This window comes from Bacillus cereus group sp. MYBKT111-2 (assembly GCF_051915205.1).
Lineage (GTDB): Bacteria > Bacillota > Bacilli > Bacillales > Bacillaceae_G > Bacillus_A > Bacillus_A paranthracis.
Genome location: NZ_JBQAEG010000012.1, coordinates 40960 through 60936 on the forward strand (window position 1 = coordinate 40960; position 19977 = coordinate 60936).

Here is a 19977-nt window from a genome sequence, read left to right on the forward strand (position 1 = left end):
AAGGAGGATAACATAACATGCCAGCTTTAAAAGAAATAGAACAATCACTCAATCATTTGTTCCAAATCAAAAAATATGGAAAAGATAGTGCCTTTAGTCGATTTATCCCATCTGTATATGATCCTATCCACTTTCCGTGGCAACAATTTTTCGAAACCAATTTTGTAGAGCTATTTAACGGTCTTATGATACGAGGAGCTGAAACTGTAAATAAAGTATTTTTAGCTGTTTTTCCTACAAATGACGTTCTTGAAACATTCATTTCACAGTCCACATCTGGTGATTTACTTTTTATGCACCACCCACTTGTAATGGAATGCGGTGATCCACTTGGAAAATCAGGTCGTGGTTTTATTCCAATACCTGAAAAATATTTGCAAGCAATAAAAGAAAAACAACTTTCTATATATACATGTCACGGACCAATGGATATTCATCAAACGCATGGAACGAGCATTTCAATTGCAAAATCTTTACATGCTCATGTAGTTGACGGCTTTGCATATGAAGGTCCAGAACAAGAGCCAGTTGGCCTTATTTGTGAAATAGATGAAACATCCACAGAAGCACTCCAAAAGCGTCTAAAAAATCTCTTCCATATTCCTTATACAGACTTCGAAGGTAAACAACATAATTCTATCAAAAAAATTGCAATTATTGCAGGATGTGGTGATGTCGTGTCTCTCATGAAAGAAGCAGAAGCAAAAGGTGCTGAAGCATATATTACTGGGGAAATCCATTGCCATATCGACAATGATTACGGTAAACAGAAATACTCGCTCATTATGGATTACGTAAAAGAAACGAATATGTCACTCATCGGTGTATCACACTCTGCCTCTGAATATTTAGTGAAAGAAACATTGATGTATAATTGGTTTAAAGAAAATTTTGAAGTGGATGTTACTTTGATTCCACAGGAAAAATGGTGGTTATAAATTTTTAAAGAGGTAGCTAAATTAGCTATCTCTTTTTACTAAACTTAAAATTTCATGAGGCGTTTGAAAAATATAATCAGCCTCTTCGAATCCTTTCCTTGTCTTTGCTCCCCATAAGGCTAAACCAAATTTTGCTCCCGCTTGTTTTGCGCATTGTAAGTCATATACTGAGTCACCTATGTATATCGCTTCTTGTGCCTCTATATTCAATCTTTTTAGACATGTCACAAGTGGCTCTGGATGTGGTTTATGTTTCATTGTATCTTCCACACAAATAGAGTGTTCAAAATATGAATGTAATCCAAATGGCTGGAAATCATCGATAAACTCTTGACGTGTTTTTGAAGTCACAATACCAGTTCGAATCTTATATGAAGATACTATTTCAATCACTTCCGCAATTCCTTTAAATACTGTAATTTCATTCTTAAAATCTGCCATATTACGTATCCATTTCTCATGAACTGCTTTCATATTTTCCACACCAATTTCTTGTAACGTAGCCATACCAGGAATACCTAATGCAAAATGTAGCTTTTCTAATGAATAATTCATCCCTTCATCTCGCAACGTTCTCTGTAATGAATATAAAACTGCTTTTTCCGTATCTAACATCGTTCCGTCAATATCAAATATAATCCCCTTCATTTTTACGTCCCCCTTTACTTCACTCCAACGATTAGCTCAATTCCATATTCTTTCACTACTCTTTCTAAATCGCCAGGTATAGCATCATTCGTAATAATTGTATCTATCGATTCTAATGACAGCGCCTTAAAGTTTTGACGTTGATTCATTTTTGTCTCATCAGCAAGTAAAAACACTTCATTTGTTTGTTTAACAATTTGACGCTTAAAATGAATATCTTCCTCATACGCATAATAGACACCATCTTCTGTAAGACCGGGTGATCCAATAAAAACCTTATCAAAATGATAATCTTTTAGTTTCTCCATTGCAGAAAAACCCGTCATATAACGTGAGTGTTTATTTAATTCTCCACCTAAAATATGAATATTTACATTCTCCATATCCATTAAATGATTTACTGTATCAATTGAATTTGTAACAACCGTTATGTTACTTGCTGTCAAAAATGAAGCCATACAGTTAACAGTTGTTGAAACATCAAGATAAATCACTTCATTATCTTCTACAAAAGAAGCAGCTCGCTTTCCAATAGATATCTTATATTCAATTTCTTTTTCCTCACGATTTACATAATCCGATATTTTATGGTGGAAAGATGATAAAGCTACACCACCATGGGTTCGCACTATTGTTGTTTCATTTGTTAACTTTACAATATCTCTTCTTGCTGTATCTCTGGAGACTTGAAATAGCTCACACATTATCTTCAAACTCATCGTCCTATGTTCATTCAAATACTCCATTATTTTTATTAAACGTTCCTCTTGATTCATACTCTCACCCATTTTTATTTACTTTTAAGTACTTTTAAGTTATTTTAAGTATATCACAACATAAATCCTTAAATAAACCTTAAAATAACTTAAAACAGGAGTGAGAAAATGCTACGTACAATTATTTTTGATTTTGATGGCACACTAGCTGATACTTTACCTTTATGTTATTACTCGTTTCAAAACGTTTTTTGGCAATTTGATAATAAAGAAATTACTGAAGCAGAGATTCTTTCTATGTTTGGCCCAAGTGAAATTGGTATTATCCATGAGAACTTACTCTCTGAAGAAAAAGAAGTAGCAGTTGAAAGATACTATGAATGTTATGAAGAAAAGCATCATGATTACGTAGAGCAAAATCATGAAATAGTAGACCTTTTAATACATTTAAAAAAACAAGGGTTTCAGTTAGCTATCGTAACTGGAAAAGCAAGAAGAAGCCTGGACATTTCTCTAAAAGTATTAGGATTAGTTTCTTTCTTCGACTGTATAGTAGCTGGAGATGATGTAATGAAGCCAAAACCTGATCCTGAAGGTATTCTTCTTGTATTAAATACATTACATGTAAATGCAAACGAAGCAATTTTTATTGGGGATAGTGATGCTGACATACTTGCTGGAAAACAGGCAGATGTACGAACGATTGGCGTACAATGGTTACCAAACTATCAATCTGCTACATTTACTGTACAACCAGATTATTTTATTAAGAAAACAGATGATTTTCTCATCTCATTAAATACTACATTTTCAAAATAAGTAGTCTACTACTGACAAAATTACTGGATCGGGGTAACTTCAAGTATTTAATCCTACTTCAGCTGTAGGTCCAGCTACTGTAACTTGGAGTAGCATTACAACCGGAAACCTCGTTTCGAGAGGAGATGCTATATCCCTTTATATTAATCCTGGAATTACTACCAGTGCTGTATATTCTGTTTTTCTAATCACAAATATTTAGTTCTCTCTTAAAAATAATTTATTCAACAGAAAAAGCCTCAATAATTTAGGTCAACAACTAACAAACTCACTCTATATTACCACCATAAAAATACCCATATCTTAGATTCGTAATTATACATAATGCACCAATAGTGTAAACACTTCCGGATTTTTATTCACAAAAAAGGGAAATCACTCTCAAATAAATGATTTCCCTTTTTAAAATACATTTTTTATTGTATCGGCAACATAACCTTCACCGTCGTTCCAACCCCAACTTCACTTTCAAAACTCATTTTACCGTTGTGATCTTTAATAATTTTTTCTGTAACTACTAAACCTAAACCTGTTCCCGTTTCTTTTGTTGTGTAAAAGGCTTCATTTAGCTTCGGGATTTTGTCTTTTGGAATGCCGCAACCTTCATCCTTAACTTGAACAATGATTGCATCTTCTACAGTCACTTTAATCGTAATCGTTCCGCCAACTGACATTGCTTCAATCGCATTTTTAATTAAATTAAAAAACACTTGTTTTAATCGTTTTTCATCGCATGTAATCGATGGTATGTCTTTACTATAAATACCTTGTATGTGCACACCTTGATTTAAAGCAGGCTTCCCCATAACTCGAATAACATAAGCGATAATTTCTTCTATATTATGAACTTCTGATTCTATTGATTTAGATTTCTCAAATCCACTAAGTTCTGTAGCGATTGTATGAATTCGTTCTACTTCTTGTTTCATAATATCACTATATATTTTATCCTCTGGATATTTAACTGCTTGCTTATTTACAAATTTATCTAAATTAGCTAAAGGTCTTTTAATTTTGGAACCAATAACTGTAGCCATTTTTCCAACAGTTGCTAACTTTTCTGTTTGTTGTATTTCTTTATTCATCATCTCAAGCGTACGAACGTAAGATTGGAACCTTAAAAACATAATCCAACATATGATAGTAAATACGCTATATAATGCCATCGGAATTAAAACGAGTGATGAGTGAATCATGATTCCTATAAGAGCATATTTTCCAACAAGTATGCTCGGAACTAACCAAAAATATCTTTTATTCACAAAAAGTGGGGCAAATAAAATAAAAAATCCTTCTACTATATTCCCACCATCAAACTCAGTATCACTACCGTAGTAAATCATAATATTATGGATAAAATCTAATAGATTATACCCAATTAGAATAATATACTTTACTGCAAATGGATTTTTCCATTTCATAAAGTATATTCCAATGCAAAATAAAACCACCATCAGAAAATAAAGCCATAAACCTAAACCATCTTCAAATTGTCCTACTCCTTCTTGCTCTCCTCCTATTAAAGGTACAATAAATTCGTAGGCAAGATCGTATACAAAAAATATAATGAAAAATAAACTTAAATATATTTTCAGCGCCTTCATTTCTTCATTTTTAAATATACCGTCTTTATTCATATGGTAACTCCTAGCTTTTCTCTCAATTGGATTTCATTATTTCCACACTTTTTTGGAAGAATAATATCTATTCTCGTTCCCTTATCTCTTTCACTTGAAATATGTAACGTACCAAGGTGTTCGTTGACAATTCGATCTGCTACCGTAAGTCCCAAACCAATTTTATCTTGTTTTGTTGTATAAAAAGCTTCTGTAACACGAGCCACATTCTCTTTCTTAATACCGTAACCATTATCGATTACACTTAGCATTACATAATCTTGTCCTTTATTTTCTAACCGTAACTCTAATGTGCCACCTTGCTCCATTGCCTCCAGAGCATTTTTTATGACATATAGAAAAACTCCTCGCATTTTCCGCTCATCACATTCAATTTCTATCATCTTTTCTTCGATATTAGAAATAAGCTGGATACTAGATTCATTCATTTTTTCTCGAAGAATTGTTACTGCTTGTAATACAATTTCACCTATATTATGTTTCTTATAAATAGAAGGTTTACATGTAGCAACTTCCATCAATTCACTTATCATATTATTCATATTTTCTATTTCAAAAATCATCTGTTTATAAATAGGGTCCTCTTCATGCTTCTCTCGTTGTAATTGCGTAAACCCTTTCAATGAAGCAAGTGGATTTTTAATTTCATGTCCCACTGTCGCTGCCATCTTTCCGATTACTGCTAATTTTTGTGATTCACTAGCAATCTTAATACTTTCCTTTACCGCTGAAAGGTATTGTATAAATCGATTTAAAATGATGTATGCTGCTATTAATACGAGTGTATACATAATGAGGAACATAAATCCTTTTACTTCTTTTAATACAAATAAGTAAATTACATATTTCCCTACAATAGTTGAAAGTACAAACACAAAATATTTTTTATTTAAAAATATAGGTACAAAGAAGATAAGAATAATTTCTACTATATTTCCCCCATCAAATGCCGCCTCATTATAAAGCATATACGAAAATATGTTAGCAATTTCTATTCCTATGTATGCAAATACACATGCATATTTCACAAAATTCACTTTCTCTTTTTTTATTAAATATACATTCATACCGAGTATTGCAGTTCCGCAAATAACTTGCCATAGTATGCTATGTCCCTTATCCGTTAGTGATTTATTTTCTAATACGATTGCATAGAAAATTTGGTATGAAACAACAATGACGTATAGCACCCACAAAAGGATTTTGGCATTCCTTTCTTCTTCTTTATATGATAGAAAACTTTCTTTCACTTCAACACCCCTTCAACATAATATCTCGAAGAATACCATTTATTATAATAAATGATTTTCTTATACAAACAAAGATAAATCGAACATTTGAGGAAAATCATCCCAACGTTTTAATATTTTCAGACGATATGTAATCATAAAAATTATAAACAATAATACGTATATTATGTGGGAGAGATTTTATATAAGTGGTAAATTAACTATCCCTCACTAATCGGGCTTTTACGGGGAATTGATGAGGAATAAGTAACTACAATCTTTCACACGTAAGAATGAAGGAAAGTTTGGTGTCTTAATAGAACGAAATCCTACACTCCTAGCGGATGAAGTAAACGAAGATCTTATAAAGTTTTTGCATTCATAAAAACCTATGCCAAATCGTATCGATAGGAACGTAGTTTTCAAAAACGTTAAAATTCACACATTTCTCACAAATCAACTGATAAAACGATTATATTTTCATTTATACTAAATGTACAGGTAATACTCCCTAAACCCAGCTTGTCTGGTTACCCCGTTAAATACTATAAAAAAGAACTTGTATCGTTATACAAGTTCTTTTTGTTTCTTTTATCCCGCTTTAACGGGCAGTAAGACCCCCACCTCAAAATTCAGCAAAGCAAAGAAGTTAGGTGGGGGTCGGGCTGCCCATAAAAGTCCGATTGGTGAAGGCTAATAATCAGTGGGGGATGAAGAAAACCCCCACTGATTAAAGTTTCACTTTATTTAAAGAGGATATCTTTACTATATTGATTTCCAACAAGTAAATCATACTGAAGCATTTTATATTGCTCTAACATTTCTTTTTGTTTCTTTGTTAAATCATTGATTACTTCTCCATTTTTATCAACTTTTAATTCATCTCTAAGCACCGGTATTTCCTTGTAAAATCCCGATAAAAATTGATAAAATAAAGATTTATTTAATCCTGCATAATCAAAAATAAGATTAGAAAAATAAATTGGACTTACTACACCTAAATTATCATTTGGCATATCAAAGTTTGCGTACATTAATAGCGGCGTTTGGGCCATCGCTAAACGTTCGCTCGGTGTTTTTTCATTCGTTATATACCCATTCTCTTTATAAAAAGATTTATTTGTTCCTAATGATGGAAGATGATCTCCAAAGAATACTAATAATGTAGGTCTATCTAAATTATCTAGTTGCTCTATTAAATATTGAAGGGCCTCATCTGAACGTCTTACCCCTTCTGTATACGTTTCTAATTCTCCCTTTGATTCTTCATTTTCTAGCCCGCTAATTTCTATTAGGTTTTCACCAAATCGGCCCTCTGTAAATGGAAAATGATTTTGCATCGTAACTGCATGAATAAATGTAGGTTGTTTTTGTTTCTCTAACTCAGCAATTATCTCTTTACTCATCGCTAAATCACTAATATAATCTCCATCAACATCTACATTTTCCATCGTATCAGCTGCATTAAATTTATCAAATCCTAACACCTTATATACATCATCACGTTTAAAGAATGTGCGACCAAATGAATGAATTGCACTTGTGTAATACCCTTCTTTTTTCAACGCCGTAGGGATTGATGGAATTTCTTTCTTATTTGTAATAACCTGCTGATATGGTATAGAACCTGGCTTTAACAAACTCATTGAATAACTCGTTAATGCCTCAAATTCAACGTTCGCCGTATTTCCCCCAAATGTAGGAGAAATAGTTTGTCCACCAGGAAAGTTTTCTATATAATGATGTAAATTTGGTACAGGATCTTCACTAAAAGAAAGGTTAGTTGCTTTCGTCGGATCCCAAAACGATTCACTCATTACAAAAATAATATTCGGTTTCTCTTTTTTCTTTTGGCTCCCTATATTTCCACTATATTGTTTTTTTATATCGTTTGCTATTTGAAGCATATTTTCTTTAGAATAATTTTTGGGTTTTTCCATAACTGTTGTATCTAAATTGCTAATAAACCCAAGTACAAAACCATTTGAAGCATAGTTCTCATTTTGATCCCACAAAACAAAATCTACACCTGATTTTTGAAATACTTTATTCATAAATGTGTTCGCAAAATTACCGTACGCATATAGAACAAAAATAGATCCTACTACTAATAAGGCTCTTATTCCTAGATGAGTCTTTACATTTTGAATATACCTTCTCATATATATCCCTGCTACAATACAAGCCACGATACTTAAGATAATGACAAAAATATAACTCCAGCTAAAATAGTCCATCACCATCGGTATAACAGATTGCATATGCATAATTTGTGTGAAATCAGAAGGATACAGCGGATCACCTCTAAAAATAAGCTTTAAATAATTCACAATACCTAAAATGACTAACGTACAGCTCGTTAAAATCATACTTAGAAAAACCTTGCCTATTAAATTATAAACAAGAATGTATATTGCATAAATTACTACAAAACTTAATATAAACTGCATGTTATACAAGTAAATCCAATTCATTGCCTCTATAAAACTCATATTAACTTGCATGACAATATAAAATAACGCTACTGTATGAGCTAGTAAAAATAATACAAAATGCACTCGTAGGGATGCCCTAAGTGTAGACATCTCTTTTTTATTAAAATGTGAAATATAAAATGTTATGCCCCATATTAAAATCATCATAACAATTAAAACAAGATTTTGATTTAAATGAGCTTTCATTATGTCTAAATTAAAAACCTTTAAAAGCATAAACAGCATAGTTATTACTAATAAAGTCACCATACTACTTATAATGCTAGAAATTAATATATTTCTTTTTGGAAGATCAAAAAGTGTAGAACCATACTTCAATTCATTCCCTCGTTTCTATGTCTTAATTTCCCCCGCATCGAAAGAACTATTTCTATTAAAATAACATATATGACATATTTCTTCTGCATACTTGATTCTATCATAAATGTATTGTCTTAATATTCCCTTAGTAAACAGTTAAATTATGGCATACAAATTACTCATTCTTGAAAAACTTAATTTCAGCATTCCACTTTATGATATAATAACTATGTTTTGGAAATCCTTAATACTATTAAAGATTTCACATGAAAATACGAAAGAATTAATAAAAAAGGAGTTGCTCATTTTTGCTTACTAAGTTTAAGAGTTTGCCTAAAGCGGTATATGCAATTTTGGCGCTTTCTTTCCTGTTGCACGTTTTTTGTTTAGTAAAACAGCCAGGATTAGATGGAGAGTTAGTCAAAGTAACATATGGTGCAAATGATGCCTTTAACTATTCGTTAACAGCTGAACAACTATTAAAACATGGTGTATTTGGTTATGTGTATTTAGAACCTAGTGAAGTTCCAGGAAAAAATGCATATATCACACCAGGTCAGCCATTACTATTAGCTGGCGCTATGATTATTTCTGATATTACATCAATTCCTTACTATTACGTAGCAACTGTTATTAACATGATTATGAACCTATGCACAGTGCTATTAGTATTCTTAATAGGAAAAGAATTGTTCGAAAAAAACATCTATGGAATTGTTGCAAGTATTTTATATGCTATTTATCCAAGTAACTATACATACTTCCGTACATTGCTAACAGAAGTTCCATCCATATTCTTATTAGCGTTATGTGTATATGTATTTGTTCTCGCATGGAAATACAATAAAGTGAAATTCCATATATGGTTTGGAATTGTCGTTTCAATTTTACTTATGTTCCGTCCAAATCCAGCTCCAATGATGCTCATTCCTGTTCTTGTTGTGTTATTTACATATGGATTTAAAGACTCCATTCGAATCGGATTGTTATGGTTTATCGGGCCTTTCTTTATTATTGGTGCATGGGTTGTTCGTAACTATTTAGCACTCAACCAATTTATTTTATTCTCAACCCAAGGTGCTGATCCACTAATTGCGGGTGCTGATCCATTTAATAAAATTGGATATGAAAATATAGTAAATGAAATGAGAGCCAAAGGCTTAGATGACAAAGGGGCATACGCAAAAGAATTAATCAAGAACGGCTTTAAGACGGACTTCACTTATTGGTTCTCTTGGTTCACTGTCGGTAAAACAATTGAATTATTCAAAACAGCTCCTGCTGTAGACCAATACCGTATTCACAACTTTATGCAACTATGTCATAGAGTGTTTATCATCGGTACATTCTTGAGCAGCTTCTGCTTCATGCTAAATTCATTTAAACATAAACGCGTTATGATGCTAGTAGCAAGTTCTATTATTTACATTATCTTCTCAAACTTATTCTTAGCAATTAATCGCTATGGATTTTTCATTAATCCTCTTATGTGCTTAATTCTTGCATACGGATTAATTCACATTGTGCAGAAGCTTCCATTCTTCCGCACGAACCAAGCATAATAAGAAAGAGGTCGTCCAACGGTGGACGACCTCTTTCTTATTACCCCACACTTTGCACACAGCCAATTTGTCCATTCTGTAATCACACTTTAATTCCGTATGTATATGTTTCTGTATTTGTCAAAATATCTTTCACAATACTACTCACTATTTCACTTATAAATGCAAATTTTTACAACTATTACTATAACGAAAAGAACCCGCCACAAGACAGGTTCTTTTCGTTATTTTATGATAAAAGAAAAAATCATTAGCATGTGTATTATATAAAAGGAAACAGCCATATTTTCCATACGATACATACGAGTACAATAACTACAAAATCAAAAAAATCTAATCTCGGACCCTTTTTCATATTCATCTCTAGCCACATATGAATCCATTTTGTTTTTGTATATTTTTGGATGTTTTTCTTTGCAAATCGGTAAATGAGCACTTGCATAATAAAAAATCCCACTACAAAAATGAATAAGAAAATGAGAAAATCGACCACAAAATTCCTCCTTATTTTTGCAGCGATTTTTCTACGATATGATTTTTCAAAACCCACTCTTCAAATTGAGCACTTCCAAATTCCCAACTAAGATCACGAGCATGTACAGAAAAAACGTAATAGCCAGCATATTCGTCCATAAATTTACCCGTCTCGATCCCATCTTTCTGAAGACCATATGCTCCAAAATTAAAATATACATCCCACACGTCTTCATTCTTCCGTTTATAAGCAATCGATTCCATATCACATTCTGTTCCGAAATAGTCAAGATGTAAATGTACGCTATCATCATATTCGTACTCCATTTTATCACCCCTTATATTTGTACTTCTTTATCACCAAAAAAATTCCTGCTATCTACACTCACATGTGGGCACTTACCTACATATCATGCTTGTAGAGTGACTTCTAGGAGGTGTTATATAGTGAAAAAATTAATAGCTGTTTTTTGTATCATGTTACTAGCTGTCTTCACACTTGCTGCTTGCAGTAGTAAAAAAGAAGACACGAAAGAACAAACTCAAAATGTTCGCGTCGGCGAAGTTACCCACTCTCTCTTCTATGCCCCGTTATATGTCGGGATTGAAAAAGGATTTTTTAAAGATGAGGGATTACATGTTGACCTCCAAACAACAGCTGGAGGAGATAAAACGATGACTGCCTTATTATCTGGCGGGATTGATATTGCTCTCGTCGGTTCTGAAACATCTATTTACGTTCATCAACAAGGCGCAAAAGACCCCGTCATTAACTTCGCACAACTTACACAAACAGATGGAACATTTTTAGTTTCGCGTAAAAAATTAGACTCTTTTAATTGGAATGACGTAAAAGGTGTTACGTTTTTAGGACAGCGTAAAGGCGGTATGCCGCAAATGGTTGGAGAATACGTTTTAAAGAAAAATGGCATTGACCCTCACAAAGATACAAACTTAATTCAAAACATCGAATTTGCTAATATTGCAAATGCCTACGCATCTGGTACGGGAGAATTTGTCCAACTCTTTGAACCGACTGCAAGTATATTCGAAAAAGAAGGAAAAGGATATATCGTCGCTTCGTTCGGAAATGAATCTGGTACTGTTCCGTATACATCGTTCATGGCAAAAGAAAGTTTCTTAAAGAAAGATAAAGCTGCTGCTGAAAAATTCACACGGGCGCTCTATAAAGCACAACAATGGGTTGATACTCATAGCCCAGAAGAAATTGCTGATGCCGTTTCTCCGTTATTTAAAGACACTTCAAAAGACATTACAGTAAAAGTAATTGAACGGTATAAAAAGCAACATTCTTATGCGACAAATCCGCTATTAGATGCTGAAGAATGGAAACAGCTCCAAACGATTATGAAAGACGCTGGCGAATTACAAAAAGAAGTTCCACATGAAGCGCTCGTCAATACGAAAATTGCCGAGAGCGTTATTAAGAAATAGAGGCGAAGTGTATGAGCTTTTTACAAATACGTAACGTTTCTCACTGCTTTTTCGCAAAAGAGAATGCCAAATTGATTCTTGAAGATATGAGTTTACAAGTGGAAGAAGGCGAATTCATTTCGATACTCGGTCCAAGTGGTTGTGGCAAAACGACACTCCTCTCCATTATTGCCGGGCTGCTTGATCCAATTGAAGGTATCGTCTTTTTAGATGGTGAGCCCATTACAACGAAAACTTCATCTATGGGGTACATGTTGCAGCAAGACTACTTGTTCCCTTGGAAGACAATTGAAGAAAATATTATGCTTGGACTTCATATCCGAAACATTTATGATGAACAGACGAAAGAACATACTTTACAGCTTTTAAAGCAAGTCGGTCTACATGATGTAGAGCAGCAATACCCTCGTGAACTATCCGGTGGTATGCGTCAACGTGCCGCCCTCGTTCGAACATTAGCGACCGATCCAAAAATTTTATTGCTAGATGAACCTTTTTCGGCGCTCGATTATCAAACGAAATTGAAACTAGAAGATCTCGTTTTCAGCTTACTACACACATATAAGAAAACTTCACTACTCGTTACGCATGATATTGAAGAAGCAATTGCGATGAGTGATCGTATTTATTTACTACAAGCGAATCCCGGAAAAATTGCAAAAACATTTATCGTCCCAGAAAGCATCCGTTCCTTATCACCGTTAGAATCACGCCATCACCATGACTTCCCATCCCTCTTCCAAAATATATGGAAGGAGCTGGAGCGTCTTGGATAATATAAAGCAACTACATGAACAGTTTCGGAAAAAAGAACGCAGGCGCGCATGGTTAGCACGCTCTTTGCAGCTTTTACTGCTCATTCTTTTCTTTGCACTATGGGAAATCGCTAGCAAAAAAGAATGGATTGACCCTTTACTCTTTAGCTCTCCTTCAAGCATTTGGGATCTCTTCCTTAATAAATGGATGGACGGTTCGCTTTGGGTCCACATATGGACGACATTACTTGAAACGGGAGTAGGCTTCATTCTTGGAACAGTGCTCGGAGCCATTATCGCTACTTTCCTTTGGTGGCTACCACTTCTCGCCCGCGTACTTGATCCATATCTCGTCGTCCTAAACGCCATGCCAAAAGTGGCACTTGGGCCAATTATCATTGTAATCTTCGGCCCAAATATTTCTTCGTCAATTGCAATGGGAGTAATCATTTCTATCATCATTACCATTCTCGTTATTTACAGCGCATTCCAAGAAGTCGATTCTAACTATATAAAAGTGATGGACACATTTGGCGCAAATAAATGGCAATGTTATAAACAAGTCGTTCTCCCTGCATCTTTCCCAGCCATTATTTCAACGTTAAAAGTGAACGTTGGATTATCGTGGGTCGGTGTTATATTCGGCGAACTTCTCGTCTCTAAACAAGGCCTTGGCTACTTAATTAGCTACGGATTCCAAGTATTTAATTTCACACTTGTCTTACTAAGCGTACTACTCACATGCGTCCTCGCAACACTTATGTATGTGTTTGTTGAGGCATTTGAAAAACTTCTAATTGGGAAACGAAAAAGAAGCTGACTTAGAGCGATAGACTATAGTCAGCTTCTTTCTTTTACTTTTTATCACACATCTTTGTTTCATTTTTAACGTTTCCATCCGCAACCGTAACTGTATGGAAACAATCTTTCACACGTACTGTAACGACATTATCTTTTCGATCTATTACATGATAATCACTAAACTTTTTATCCAATGCACTACGAATTTGCTCCCCTTCAAAAATCGGAAAACCGTGAGACATTACCCAAATGAGACCAGCAACAGCAAGAATCGTTTTCATACGTTTCATTACCTCCTCTAGAGTAAACTTATAGCCCCTATAACACGCGCATTATAATTGTGTCTAAATTGTGACATTTTTATACTAATTCTATTTTATAGTGATAGTTCCTTCTTCTTTTTGATAAAAAGACAGAATTTTCAATTTTATCAACATAAAAAACGCAAAGAACTAAAATTCTTTACGTTTTCTTAACTAACATATATAACTCACATTAGTTTCCACTTTGTTGTTCAATCGTTTTCGAAATATCATATAATCCCGACAACACTTCCGCTCTCATTTTTACAAGCTCGGGGAATTGATAGAAAAAGGCGATTTTTTTATATTTTAACTCCGTTCCTTCTTTCACCTTTTTTGAGTCTTGTAAAATAAACGCTGTAAACGTATCTGCAATATCTTCCGCTACATTTGTCGTTCCATACTGTGAGACAAACTCATCATGCTTTTCTTTAAAAAATTCAATTTGCGTTTCTTCACTTTCTTCTACTTTCTTTTCTGTCCACTCCTGCTCAATAGACTTCCAGAAAGAATTATAAAATTGATTAATATAAGAGTTTTCCTCCGCACATCCCTCTTGTAAGAAAAGATTTCCACATTTATTTCGGTACGTCGAAATATCTTTATCCTCTTCAAAATCCTTTACATAGTTTTCATCTACTGGTATTTGCTTATGCCCGAGCGTTAACACGTGAGCCGTCTCATGAATTAATGTTTTCATCACTTCATCAATATTTACCGCAGAATCAAGCGTATCTAAGCTAAGAGTCCATTCTTTCGGATTCTCTATACTAGGCATAACGTGAGCAACAACACCGTCATAACCATCCGTTATTAAATCAAATTCTGTTATATTCCCGCGATATTTAGCTGGAATAAGCGTGCGATACATATCCCATAAATCTTCATGATACCCTCTATCTTGACGTTGTTGTAGCACCTCTTCTTTCGCTTCTTTCTCTTCAGCAAATACTTTATTTAAACGTTTCCGTTCTATTTTTTCAAAATAAGGATCTACAATTTCATCACCATCAATATAATAAGAAGCTAAAAAGAAATAATTTTCATCATCATCTTCTTTTTTCTGCTCTGCCTCTTTCATATCCGCACTTTCATGCTCTTCTATTTCATAATCTTCTACTGCTTCAAGCTCAGATAATCCATCTATTTTTTCATATACTTTTTGAAGTTTCTTATCTCCTATTTCCACACATTCTTCGTCTGTTTTACACACTTCTTTTTCTTTCACACTCTTCATAGAACTTTCGCATCCTGCTAGTAAGCCGATTGCAACGATAACCCCTACTAACTTGCCATACAGTCTCTTCATACAATCCTCCATCATTCCATTCTACAAAAATATAATAATCTCTTTTTAACGAATATGCGATAATGAATTATAAAAATTGTAAGGAAGTTTTCTATGATTCGGGCAGTCCTATTCTAAAAAATTATATCAGCGATTTTTCGAATATATCGAACACAACTTGAAATATATCAGCGATTTTTGAAATATATCGACTGTAACTCAAATTATATCGGCGATTTTCACAATATATCGACTTACCGACAAAAACTGACAAACAAAAAAGAAGCCGTCGTTTAAAAACGCCTCTGCTTCCTTTATAATTCATATACTGTAAACTGCGGTTTACTCGGATGATCTTTAACTAGCGCATCATCTGGAAACTTTGAAACTTTTTGATATAAGGCAATGTCACCCATGCAACCTGCTGTTAGTAGAATTCCTAAAAATGAGAGTGGCTCCAGATTCATAACTAATCCCAATACAATTGGCAAAATTCCAGTCGGTAAAAACGGCAGCATTAACACTTTCTTCATTTGCTTTACTGTAATTTCTTTTTTAGAATGAGCGTATGCAGCACCTAATTTCCAATTGACGCCCCATGTTAGTTCACTCCACGGAACACCTCCGATATAACGAAATCCAATTAAATGTATTGCCTCATGAATACAAACGAAAACAATCATTCCAATAATCAAAAGAAACATAACGGGCAATGTAAATTCAAATTGAACCCCGCCTGAAAGAAATATATGCAAATAACCAATTCCAAACGCCAACGCAAATATTATAAGTAATGAATAGATATTTAACTTAACCATCGAAACAGTAACAGTCATTTCTTTCCCTTTATTCATCTTTCCCCTCCTAAAATGTAAATATATCTTTACAAAATTGTATAATATATCCAAAATAATGTAAAGATATATTTACATTTGATCTTATAAAAAAAGAAATCGGCCACTTTACTTCGTAAAACAGCCGATTTCTTCTATATGTTTCATCGTACGCGCCAATACATCGTCGCGCATTATAAAGCTAAATTTTCTATCCGTTTTAATGTTGTCAGGAATGTCTGTTAATAAAACAGATCCCTTCGTTTCTTCGTAATGCGTATGTTGTTCTACCGCACTAATTGTTGCAAAATAAATGTTTTTAATGATTATTTTGTCTTTTCCAGATACTTTATATTGTCCTAAGTAAGTTAAATCAGAAACTATGCCGCCGGTTTCTTCATGAACCTCTCGAACTGCCGCTTCTTCCGGTGTTTCCCCTAGTTCTACTTTTCCACCTGGAAATTCAAGACCGCGACGTAAATGATGCGTTAATAACCATTGATCCCCGTACCGGCATACAACCCAAACATGCTTTGGCTCAGGAGAAAATGGATAACGTTCAAACGATAATTGTACAGTGTTGTGGTAATAATCTTTAAATTTGTACATGCCATTACTCCCCTATTGATGGTTACAAGTTTTTCCTACCACAAATTGTAGCATATTCTCGCTTTTCTGCATAATATTATCCAATTATAATCCATTGATTATTCCCATTTGCGCGACTAATTCTTTCGTCTCATGATTTCCTAAATCGTAAATCATTTTATATGCTTTTTGTAGTTGTTCATCATATCGGTCATTATTTGAATCATGATGATACTCAACAAATGGAACGTGGGAGCGTACAAATGACCCTAAATCCTCTACATATGCTTGATCGAAGTACTCTCTTAACTCCGTAATTTCCTCATCATTTGCGGAAATCTCAAAATTATACGTATCCGCTGTCTTCACTTGTGAAATTTGACCGTTTGCTATTGATATATAATATGTTTTTTTCTGCTCCATGTAACACCCTTCTTTCATCCTTTTTATTTCTATTGTTTTCATCAATTACAAAATTATGTAAAATAAAGAAAAGGAGGGATTCCATGTTTAAAATATTAATTATCGGTATTATCATCGTCCTAGTCATATTAGTACTCTCCGTCATGACGATTAATAAAGGGTATGCTTATAAACATTCTGTCGATAAACTAGAAGATAACCCGTATACAAAAAACAGCAAGAAGAATTCATAATACGCTTCGTATACTACTACTTATTTTAGGCCACATCATATCCAGTATTCGTTTACTAGCAGGTCAACATAACTTCCTATCACTTTCACAATTTCTATTAGGAACTTTACTATTCCTCATTATCCTTGGACAAATAAAGAAAAAAGATTCAGGAACCGGATTTATTTAGATTTTCCTCATCATTAGCTATATAAAATAACAGGGGGGGATATATATGCTAAAAGGATTACAGATTACTTTTGCACTCATTGCATTATGTATAGTAATCTATGGATATTTTACTGGTAATAGAGAAATAATGCCTTATATGTTCATTTTCTTAGGATTGATGGCTTTCACTATAGGACTAGGAGAAATAAAACAAGACAGAAAATCTAGTGGTATATTTGCTTTCATAGCTGGAGCTGGTGCTTTATTTCTTAGCTTCTCAGAAATATTCCGGTAAATAATCTATTTAAGGGGGAATTACATGCTAATTGGGTTACGGATTGCTTTAGGACTTTTCACGCTTCTCATACTCTTTCTTTGCACTTATATCCAGATTACCGATCATTTCTCACTTCTCCCATACGTACAATTTATTCTCAGTTGTTTCTTTATTCTTGTCGGAATTAACGAATTTATATTCGGACGAAAATCAATGAGCATTCCGTTTTTTTTCGTTTCTATTCTTACGCTCTTCGTTCTCATATCAAACTACCTTCGCTACGTATAGAATGAAATCTTGAGCAATTTCGCATTTACAAGCACGTAATAAAATAGGGATGATTTTTTTGTCAGTTTTTGTCGGTAAGTCGATATTCCATGTCGAAACGTCGATATATAAAAAAAATCGTTGATATATTTCAAGTTACGGTCGATATATTCGAAAAATCGTCGATATAATTTTATTTATTATCATGACAAAAAAAACTGCCCTTTTACAGGCAGTTTTCTTTCTATCCAAATACTTTCTCAAGTTCATCTTTATCTTGGCTTAACCAGAAGTTCATTAAACGTTTTGCTCCTTCTAAATCGTGAAGCTTCGCTTGACCACATTGCGTTTCATTTGCAGCTGGAATTTCTGTAATTTGAACCGCATCTTTTAATGTTAATTCTAATAAATCAATAATTTCTCGAACTGTCGGTGTTCCGCTTACTACAAGGTAGTATCCTGTTTGGCAGCCCATTGGTGAAATATCGATAATATCGAAATGCGGATAACGATCAATATATTTACGTAAATTAAATGCTAATAAATGTTCTAACGTATGAATAACATCTGGTTTCATTGCTTGTTTATTCGGTTGGCAAAAACGAATATCAAATTTATTTACAATACCGTCACTACCTACATTGTGAACTCCGCAATGTCTTACATAAGGTGCCTTTACAATCGTATGATCTAATTCAAAGCTTTCTACTGATGGCATACAACATCTCTCCCGCTTTTAATTTAATTCCGTTATATCCAATATGATATAACGGAAATGCACATTAGTAAAGTATTATGTACAGTCGTGCTATAATACTTTAAGAATATGCTGAAAAGGAGATCGTTATGAAACAGATTTTTATTGGGATTATACGCTTTTATCAAAAGTTCATTTCTCCGATGACACCACCCACTTGCCGCTTTTATCCAACTTGTTCTCATTACGGATTAGAGGCGTTTCAAAAGCATGGTGCACTCAAAGGCTTTTGGCTTACTTGTAAGCGTATATTAAAATGTCACCCTTTCCACCCAGGAGGATTTGATCCTGTCCCAGATAAAAAGGATGACAAAGTAAATTCTTAATTGTCGTAACCATTCACAACTAAATCTAATTTTCCTGTATCAGGATCGATAACAAGACCGTGAACAGGTACTTCTTCCGGAAGTAATGGGTGGTTGCGAAGTACTGATACGCTATGTTCTACACTTTCTTCCACACTAGAGAAGCCGCGCAAGAATTGTTCTAAATCGATTCCAGAATAACGAAGCATATCTAATTTCTCTTCTGTTATACCGCGTTCTTTCATTTTCTCAATCGTACTGCTTGCTTGAATTTTTGCCATACCACAATCATGGTGACCAACTACACATACTTCATCAGCGCCAAGTTCGTATACAGCGACTAAAATACTACGCATAATACTTCCAAATGGATGTGAAATAACAGCGCCTGCTACTTTAATAATTTTCACATCGCCGTTACGCATATTCATCGCTTTCGGCAATAGTTCAACAAGTCTTGTATCCATACAAGAAATAATGACCATCTTTTTATTTGGAAATTTCCCCGCCACAAACTCTTCATACTTTTTCTCTTCCACAAATTTCTCATTGTATTGCAAAATCTCTTCTAATGACTTCATAGTAAAAGGCCCTCTTTTCTCTCGTTTACACTACATAATTAGTGTACCAAAATATGAAAAACTCAAAAAGGATATCGCTTTATAGTAAAAATAAGATATTTTCAGATAATCGACATAATTCTTTCAAAATATACACACAGCTTT

Annotated in this window: 23 protein-coding genes and 1 pseudogene; 9 read left to right on the forward strand and 15 right to left on the reverse strand. The window is 33.8% G+C overall.

Annotation, left to right across the window (positions count from 1 at the left end; all coding sequences use genetic code 11):
* The first annotated feature begins 17 nt into the window (after positions 1-17).
* Positions 18-938 (forward strand): Nif3-like dinuclear metal center hexameric protein, encoded by a 921-nt coding sequence (locus ACTFNE_RS24320; protein WP_270705682.1) that lies wholly within the window; start codon positions 18-20, stop codon positions 936-938.
* Between the two features lie 21 nt (positions 939-959).
* Here ACTFNE_RS24320 and ACTFNE_RS24325 read toward each other — a convergent pair whose 3' ends face one another.
* Together ACTFNE_RS24325 and ACTFNE_RS24330 are read right to left on the reverse strand one after the other, a co-directional pair.
* Positions 960-1586: an HAD family hydrolase gene (locus ACTFNE_RS24325; protein ID WP_000676034.1), complete on the reverse strand. Its 627-nt coding sequence runs from the start codon at positions 1584-1586 to the stop codon at positions 960-962.
* Positions 1587-1600: 14 nt separating this feature from the next.
* Entirely contained in the window at positions 1601-2362 is a 762-nt protein-coding gene (locus ACTFNE_RS24330) for a DeoR/GlpR family DNA-binding transcription regulator (protein WP_048551248.1), read from the reverse strand.
* A gap of 108 nt (positions 2363-2470) precedes the next feature.
* Between ACTFNE_RS24330 and ACTFNE_RS24335 the strand changes: the two genes are divergently transcribed.
* On the forward strand, positions 2471-3121 hold the full coding sequence (locus ACTFNE_RS24335; RefSeq protein WP_270705680.1) for an HAD family hydrolase: 651 nt from the start codon (positions 2471-2473) through the stop codon (positions 3119-3121).
* 416 nt (positions 3122-3537) lie between these two features.
* Here ACTFNE_RS24335 and ACTFNE_RS24340 read toward each other — a convergent pair whose 3' ends face one another.
* From ACTFNE_RS24340 to ACTFNE_RS24350, 3 genes are all read right to left on the reverse strand, one after another.
* Positions 3538-4758 carry an ATP-binding protein gene (locus tag ACTFNE_RS24340; RefSeq protein ID WP_061129323.1) on the reverse strand — a complete coding sequence of 407 codons (1221 nt, stop codon included), beginning with the start codon at positions 4756-4758 and terminating at the stop codon, positions 3538-3540.
* Positions 4755-6008 (reverse strand): ATP-binding protein, encoded by a 1254-nt coding sequence (locus tag ACTFNE_RS24345; protein ID WP_270705678.1) that lies wholly within the window; start codon positions 6006-6008, stop codon positions 4755-4757. Before ACTFNE_RS24345 ends, ACTFNE_RS24340 begins: the two co-directional genes overlap by 4 nt.
* Before the next feature lie 722 nt (positions 6009-6730).
* The gene (locus tag ACTFNE_RS24350; RefSeq protein ID WP_270705676.1) at positions 6731-8800 is read right to left on the reverse strand and encodes an LTA synthase family protein; all 2070 of its coding nucleotides are present in this window, start codon (positions 8798-8800) and stop codon (positions 6731-6733) included.
* A 290-nt stretch (positions 8801-9090) separates the two neighbouring features.
* Here ACTFNE_RS24350 and ACTFNE_RS24355 point away from each other — a divergent pair, with 290 nt between their 5' ends.
* On the forward strand, positions 9091-10344 hold the full coding sequence (locus ACTFNE_RS24355; protein ID WP_000956217.1) for a glycosyltransferase family 39 protein: 1254 nt from the start codon (positions 9091-9093) through the stop codon (positions 10342-10344).
* Between the two features lie 82 nt (positions 10345-10426).
* Here ACTFNE_RS24355 and ACTFNE_RS24360 read toward each other — a convergent pair.
* The 3 genes and pseudogenes from ACTFNE_RS24360 to ACTFNE_RS24370 form a co-directional block, all read right to left on the reverse strand.
* A pseudogene (locus ACTFNE_RS24360) lies at positions 10427-10501 on the reverse strand (YwbE family protein); the annotation flags it as partial.
* A gap of 105 nt (positions 10502-10606) precedes the next feature.
* Positions 10607-10837 (reverse strand): hypothetical protein, encoded by a 231-nt coding sequence (locus tag ACTFNE_RS24365; RefSeq protein WP_000227427.1) that lies wholly within the window; start codon positions 10835-10837, stop codon positions 10607-10609.
* An 11-nt stretch (positions 10838-10848) separates the two neighbouring features.
* Positions 10849-11145, reverse strand: coding sequence for a DUF3986 family protein (locus ACTFNE_RS24370; protein ID WP_000455572.1), 297 nt, complete (start codon positions 11143-11145; stop codon positions 10849-10851).
* Between the two features lie 120 nt (positions 11146-11265).
* Between ACTFNE_RS24370 and ACTFNE_RS24375 the strand changes: the two genes are divergently transcribed.
* Genes ACTFNE_RS24375 through ACTFNE_RS24385 form a run of 3 tightly spaced genes read left to right on the forward strand, consistent with a single transcriptional unit; the run spans position 11266 to position 13848 of the window.
* Entirely contained in the window at positions 11266-12273 is a 1008-nt protein-coding gene (locus ACTFNE_RS24375; protein ID WP_046198245.1) for an ABC transporter substrate-binding protein, read from the forward strand.
* A gap of 11 nt (positions 12274-12284) precedes the next feature.
* Complete coding sequence (locus tag ACTFNE_RS24380) at positions 12285-13049, forward strand: ABC transporter ATP-binding protein (RefSeq protein WP_046198246.1); 765 nt, start codon at positions 12285-12287, stop codon at positions 13047-13049.
* Positions 13042-13848 (forward strand): ABC transporter permease, encoded by an 807-nt coding sequence (locus ACTFNE_RS24385; protein WP_000368785.1) that lies wholly within the window; start codon positions 13042-13044, stop codon positions 13846-13848. The genes ACTFNE_RS24380 and ACTFNE_RS24385 overlap by 8 nt, the downstream gene beginning before the upstream one ends.
* A 34-nt stretch (positions 13849-13882) precedes the next feature.
* On the opposite strand, the gene ACTFNE_RS24390 is transcribed toward ACTFNE_RS24385, so the two are convergent.
* The 5 genes from ACTFNE_RS24390 to ACTFNE_RS24410 all read right to left on the reverse strand — a co-directional run bounded on the left by ACTFNE_RS24390 (position 13883) and on the right by ACTFNE_RS24410 (position 17263).
* Positions 13883-14110, reverse strand: coding sequence for a hypothetical protein (locus ACTFNE_RS24390; RefSeq protein ID WP_000849111.1), 228 nt, complete (start codon positions 14108-14110; stop codon positions 13883-13885).
* 214 nt (positions 14111-14324) lie between these two features.
* The gene (locus ACTFNE_RS24395; RefSeq protein ID WP_270705673.1) at positions 14325-15440 is read right to left on the reverse strand and encodes a recombinase family protein; all 1116 of its coding nucleotides are present in this window, start codon (positions 15438-15440) and stop codon (positions 14325-14327) included.
* 293 nt (positions 15441-15733) lie between these two features.
* Positions 15734-16273: a DUF3267 domain-containing protein gene (locus ACTFNE_RS24400; protein WP_046198248.1), complete on the reverse strand. Its 540-nt coding sequence runs from the start codon at positions 16271-16273 to the stop codon at positions 15734-15736.
* 108 nt (positions 16274-16381) lie between these two features.
* Entirely contained in the window at positions 16382-16861 is a 480-nt protein-coding gene (gene mutTA, locus ACTFNE_RS24405; protein ID WP_000276389.1) for an antimutator 8-oxo-(dGTP/GTP)ase, read from the reverse strand.
* A gap of 84 nt (positions 16862-16945) precedes the next feature.
* On the reverse strand, positions 16946-17263 hold the full coding sequence (locus tag ACTFNE_RS24410; RefSeq protein ID WP_000435818.1) for a hypothetical protein: 318 nt from the start codon (positions 17261-17263) through the stop codon (positions 16946-16948).
* A gap of 83 nt (positions 17264-17346) precedes the next feature.
* On the opposite strand from ACTFNE_RS24410, the gene ytzI reads away from it, so the two are divergent.
* Together ytzI and ACTFNE_RS24420 are read left to right on the forward strand one after the other, a co-directional pair.
* Positions 17347-17496, forward strand: coding sequence for a YtzI protein (ytzI, locus tag ACTFNE_RS24415; protein ID WP_046198249.1), 150 nt, complete (start codon positions 17347-17349; stop codon positions 17494-17496).
* A gap of 214 nt (positions 17497-17710) precedes the next feature.
* Complete coding sequence (locus tag ACTFNE_RS24420) at positions 17711-17941, forward strand: YczI family protein (RefSeq protein ID WP_000911968.1); 231 nt, start codon at positions 17711-17713, stop codon at positions 17939-17941.
* Between the two features lie 493 nt (positions 17942-18434).
* Here ACTFNE_RS24420 and luxS read toward each other — a convergent pair whose 3' ends face one another.
* Positions 18435-18908: an S-ribosylhomocysteine lyase LuxS gene (gene luxS / locus ACTFNE_RS24425; RefSeq protein ID WP_001141369.1), complete on the reverse strand. Its 474-nt coding sequence runs from the start codon at positions 18906-18908 to the stop codon at positions 18435-18437.
* 128 nt (positions 18909-19036) lie between these two features.
* Here luxS and yidD point away from each other — a divergent pair, with 128 nt between their 5' ends.
* Positions 19037-19273, forward strand: coding sequence for a membrane protein insertion efficiency factor YidD (yidD, locus tag ACTFNE_RS24430; RefSeq protein ID WP_000809334.1), 237 nt, complete (start codon positions 19037-19039; stop codon positions 19271-19273).
* Here yidD and ACTFNE_RS24435 read toward each other — a convergent pair.
* Positions 19270-19833 carry a beta-class carbonic anhydrase gene (locus tag ACTFNE_RS24435; RefSeq protein WP_000838159.1) on the reverse strand — a complete coding sequence of 188 codons (564 nt, stop codon included), beginning with the start codon at positions 19831-19833 and terminating at the stop codon, positions 19270-19272. The genes yidD and ACTFNE_RS24435 overlap by 4 nt on opposite strands.
* Positions 19834-19977 lie beyond the last annotated feature (144 nt).

Excerpts from the sequence above, each read along its gene's own strand:
- mutTA (WP_000276389.1), bottom strand. The coding sequence starts at position 16,861 with ATGTACAAATTTAAAGATTATTACCACAACACTGTACAATTATCGTTT.
- ytzI (WP_046198249.1), top strand. The coding sequence starts at position 17,347 with ATGTTTAAAATATTAATTATCGGTATTATCATCGTCCTAGTCATATTA.
- ACTFNE_RS24410 (WP_000435818.1), bottom strand. The coding sequence starts at position 17,263 with ATGGAGCAGAAAAAAACATATTATATATCAATAGCAAACGGTCAAATT.
- ACTFNE_RS24420 (WP_000911968.1), top strand. The coding sequence starts at position 17,711 with ATGCTAAAAGGATTACAGATTACTTTTGCACTCATTGCATTATGTATA.
- ACTFNE_RS24435 (WP_000838159.1), bottom strand. The coding sequence starts at position 19,833 with ATGAAGTCATTAGAAGAGATTTTGCAATACAATGAGAAATTTGTGGAA.
- ACTFNE_RS24390 (WP_000849111.1), bottom strand. The coding sequence starts at position 14,110 with ATGAAAACGATTCTTGCTGTTGCTGGTCTCATTTGGGTAATGTCTCAC.
- ACTFNE_RS24325 (WP_000676034.1), bottom strand. The coding sequence starts at position 1,586 with ATGAAGGGGATTATATTTGATATTGACGGAACGATGTTAGATACGGAA.
- yidD (WP_000809334.1), top strand. The coding sequence starts at position 19,037 with ATGAAACAGATTTTTATTGGGATTATACGCTTTTATCAAAAGTTCATT.
- luxS (WP_001141369.1), bottom strand. The coding sequence starts at position 18,908 with ATGCCATCAGTAGAAAGCTTTGAATTAGATCATACGATTGTAAAGGCA.
- ACTFNE_RS24370 (WP_000455572.1), bottom strand. The coding sequence starts at position 11,145 with ATGGAGTACGAATATGATGATAGCGTACATTTACATCTTGACTATTTC.
- ACTFNE_RS24330 (WP_048551248.1), bottom strand. The coding sequence starts at position 2,362 with ATGAATCAAGAGGAACGTTTAATAAAAATAATGGAGTATTTGAATGAA.
- ACTFNE_RS24380 (WP_046198246.1), top strand. The coding sequence starts at position 12,285 with ATGAGCTTTTTACAAATACGTAACGTTTCTCACTGCTTTTTCGCAAAA.
- ACTFNE_RS24340 (WP_061129323.1), bottom strand. The coding sequence starts at position 4,758 with ATGAATAAAGACGGTATATTTAAAAATGAAGAAATGAAGGCGCTGAAA.
- ACTFNE_RS24320 (WP_270705682.1), top strand. The coding sequence starts at position 18 with ATGCCAGCTTTAAAAGAAATAGAACAATCACTCAATCATTTGTTCCAA.
- ACTFNE_RS24335 (WP_270705680.1), top strand. The coding sequence starts at position 2,471 with ATGCTACGTACAATTATTTTTGATTTTGATGGCACACTAGCTGATACT.
- ACTFNE_RS24395 (WP_270705673.1), bottom strand. The coding sequence starts at position 15,440 with ATGAAGAGACTGTATGGCAAGTTAGTAGGGGTTATCGTTGCAATCGGC.
- ACTFNE_RS24400 (WP_046198248.1), bottom strand. The coding sequence starts at position 16,273 with ATGAATAAAGGGAAAGAAATGACTGTTACTGTTTCGATGGTTAAGTTA.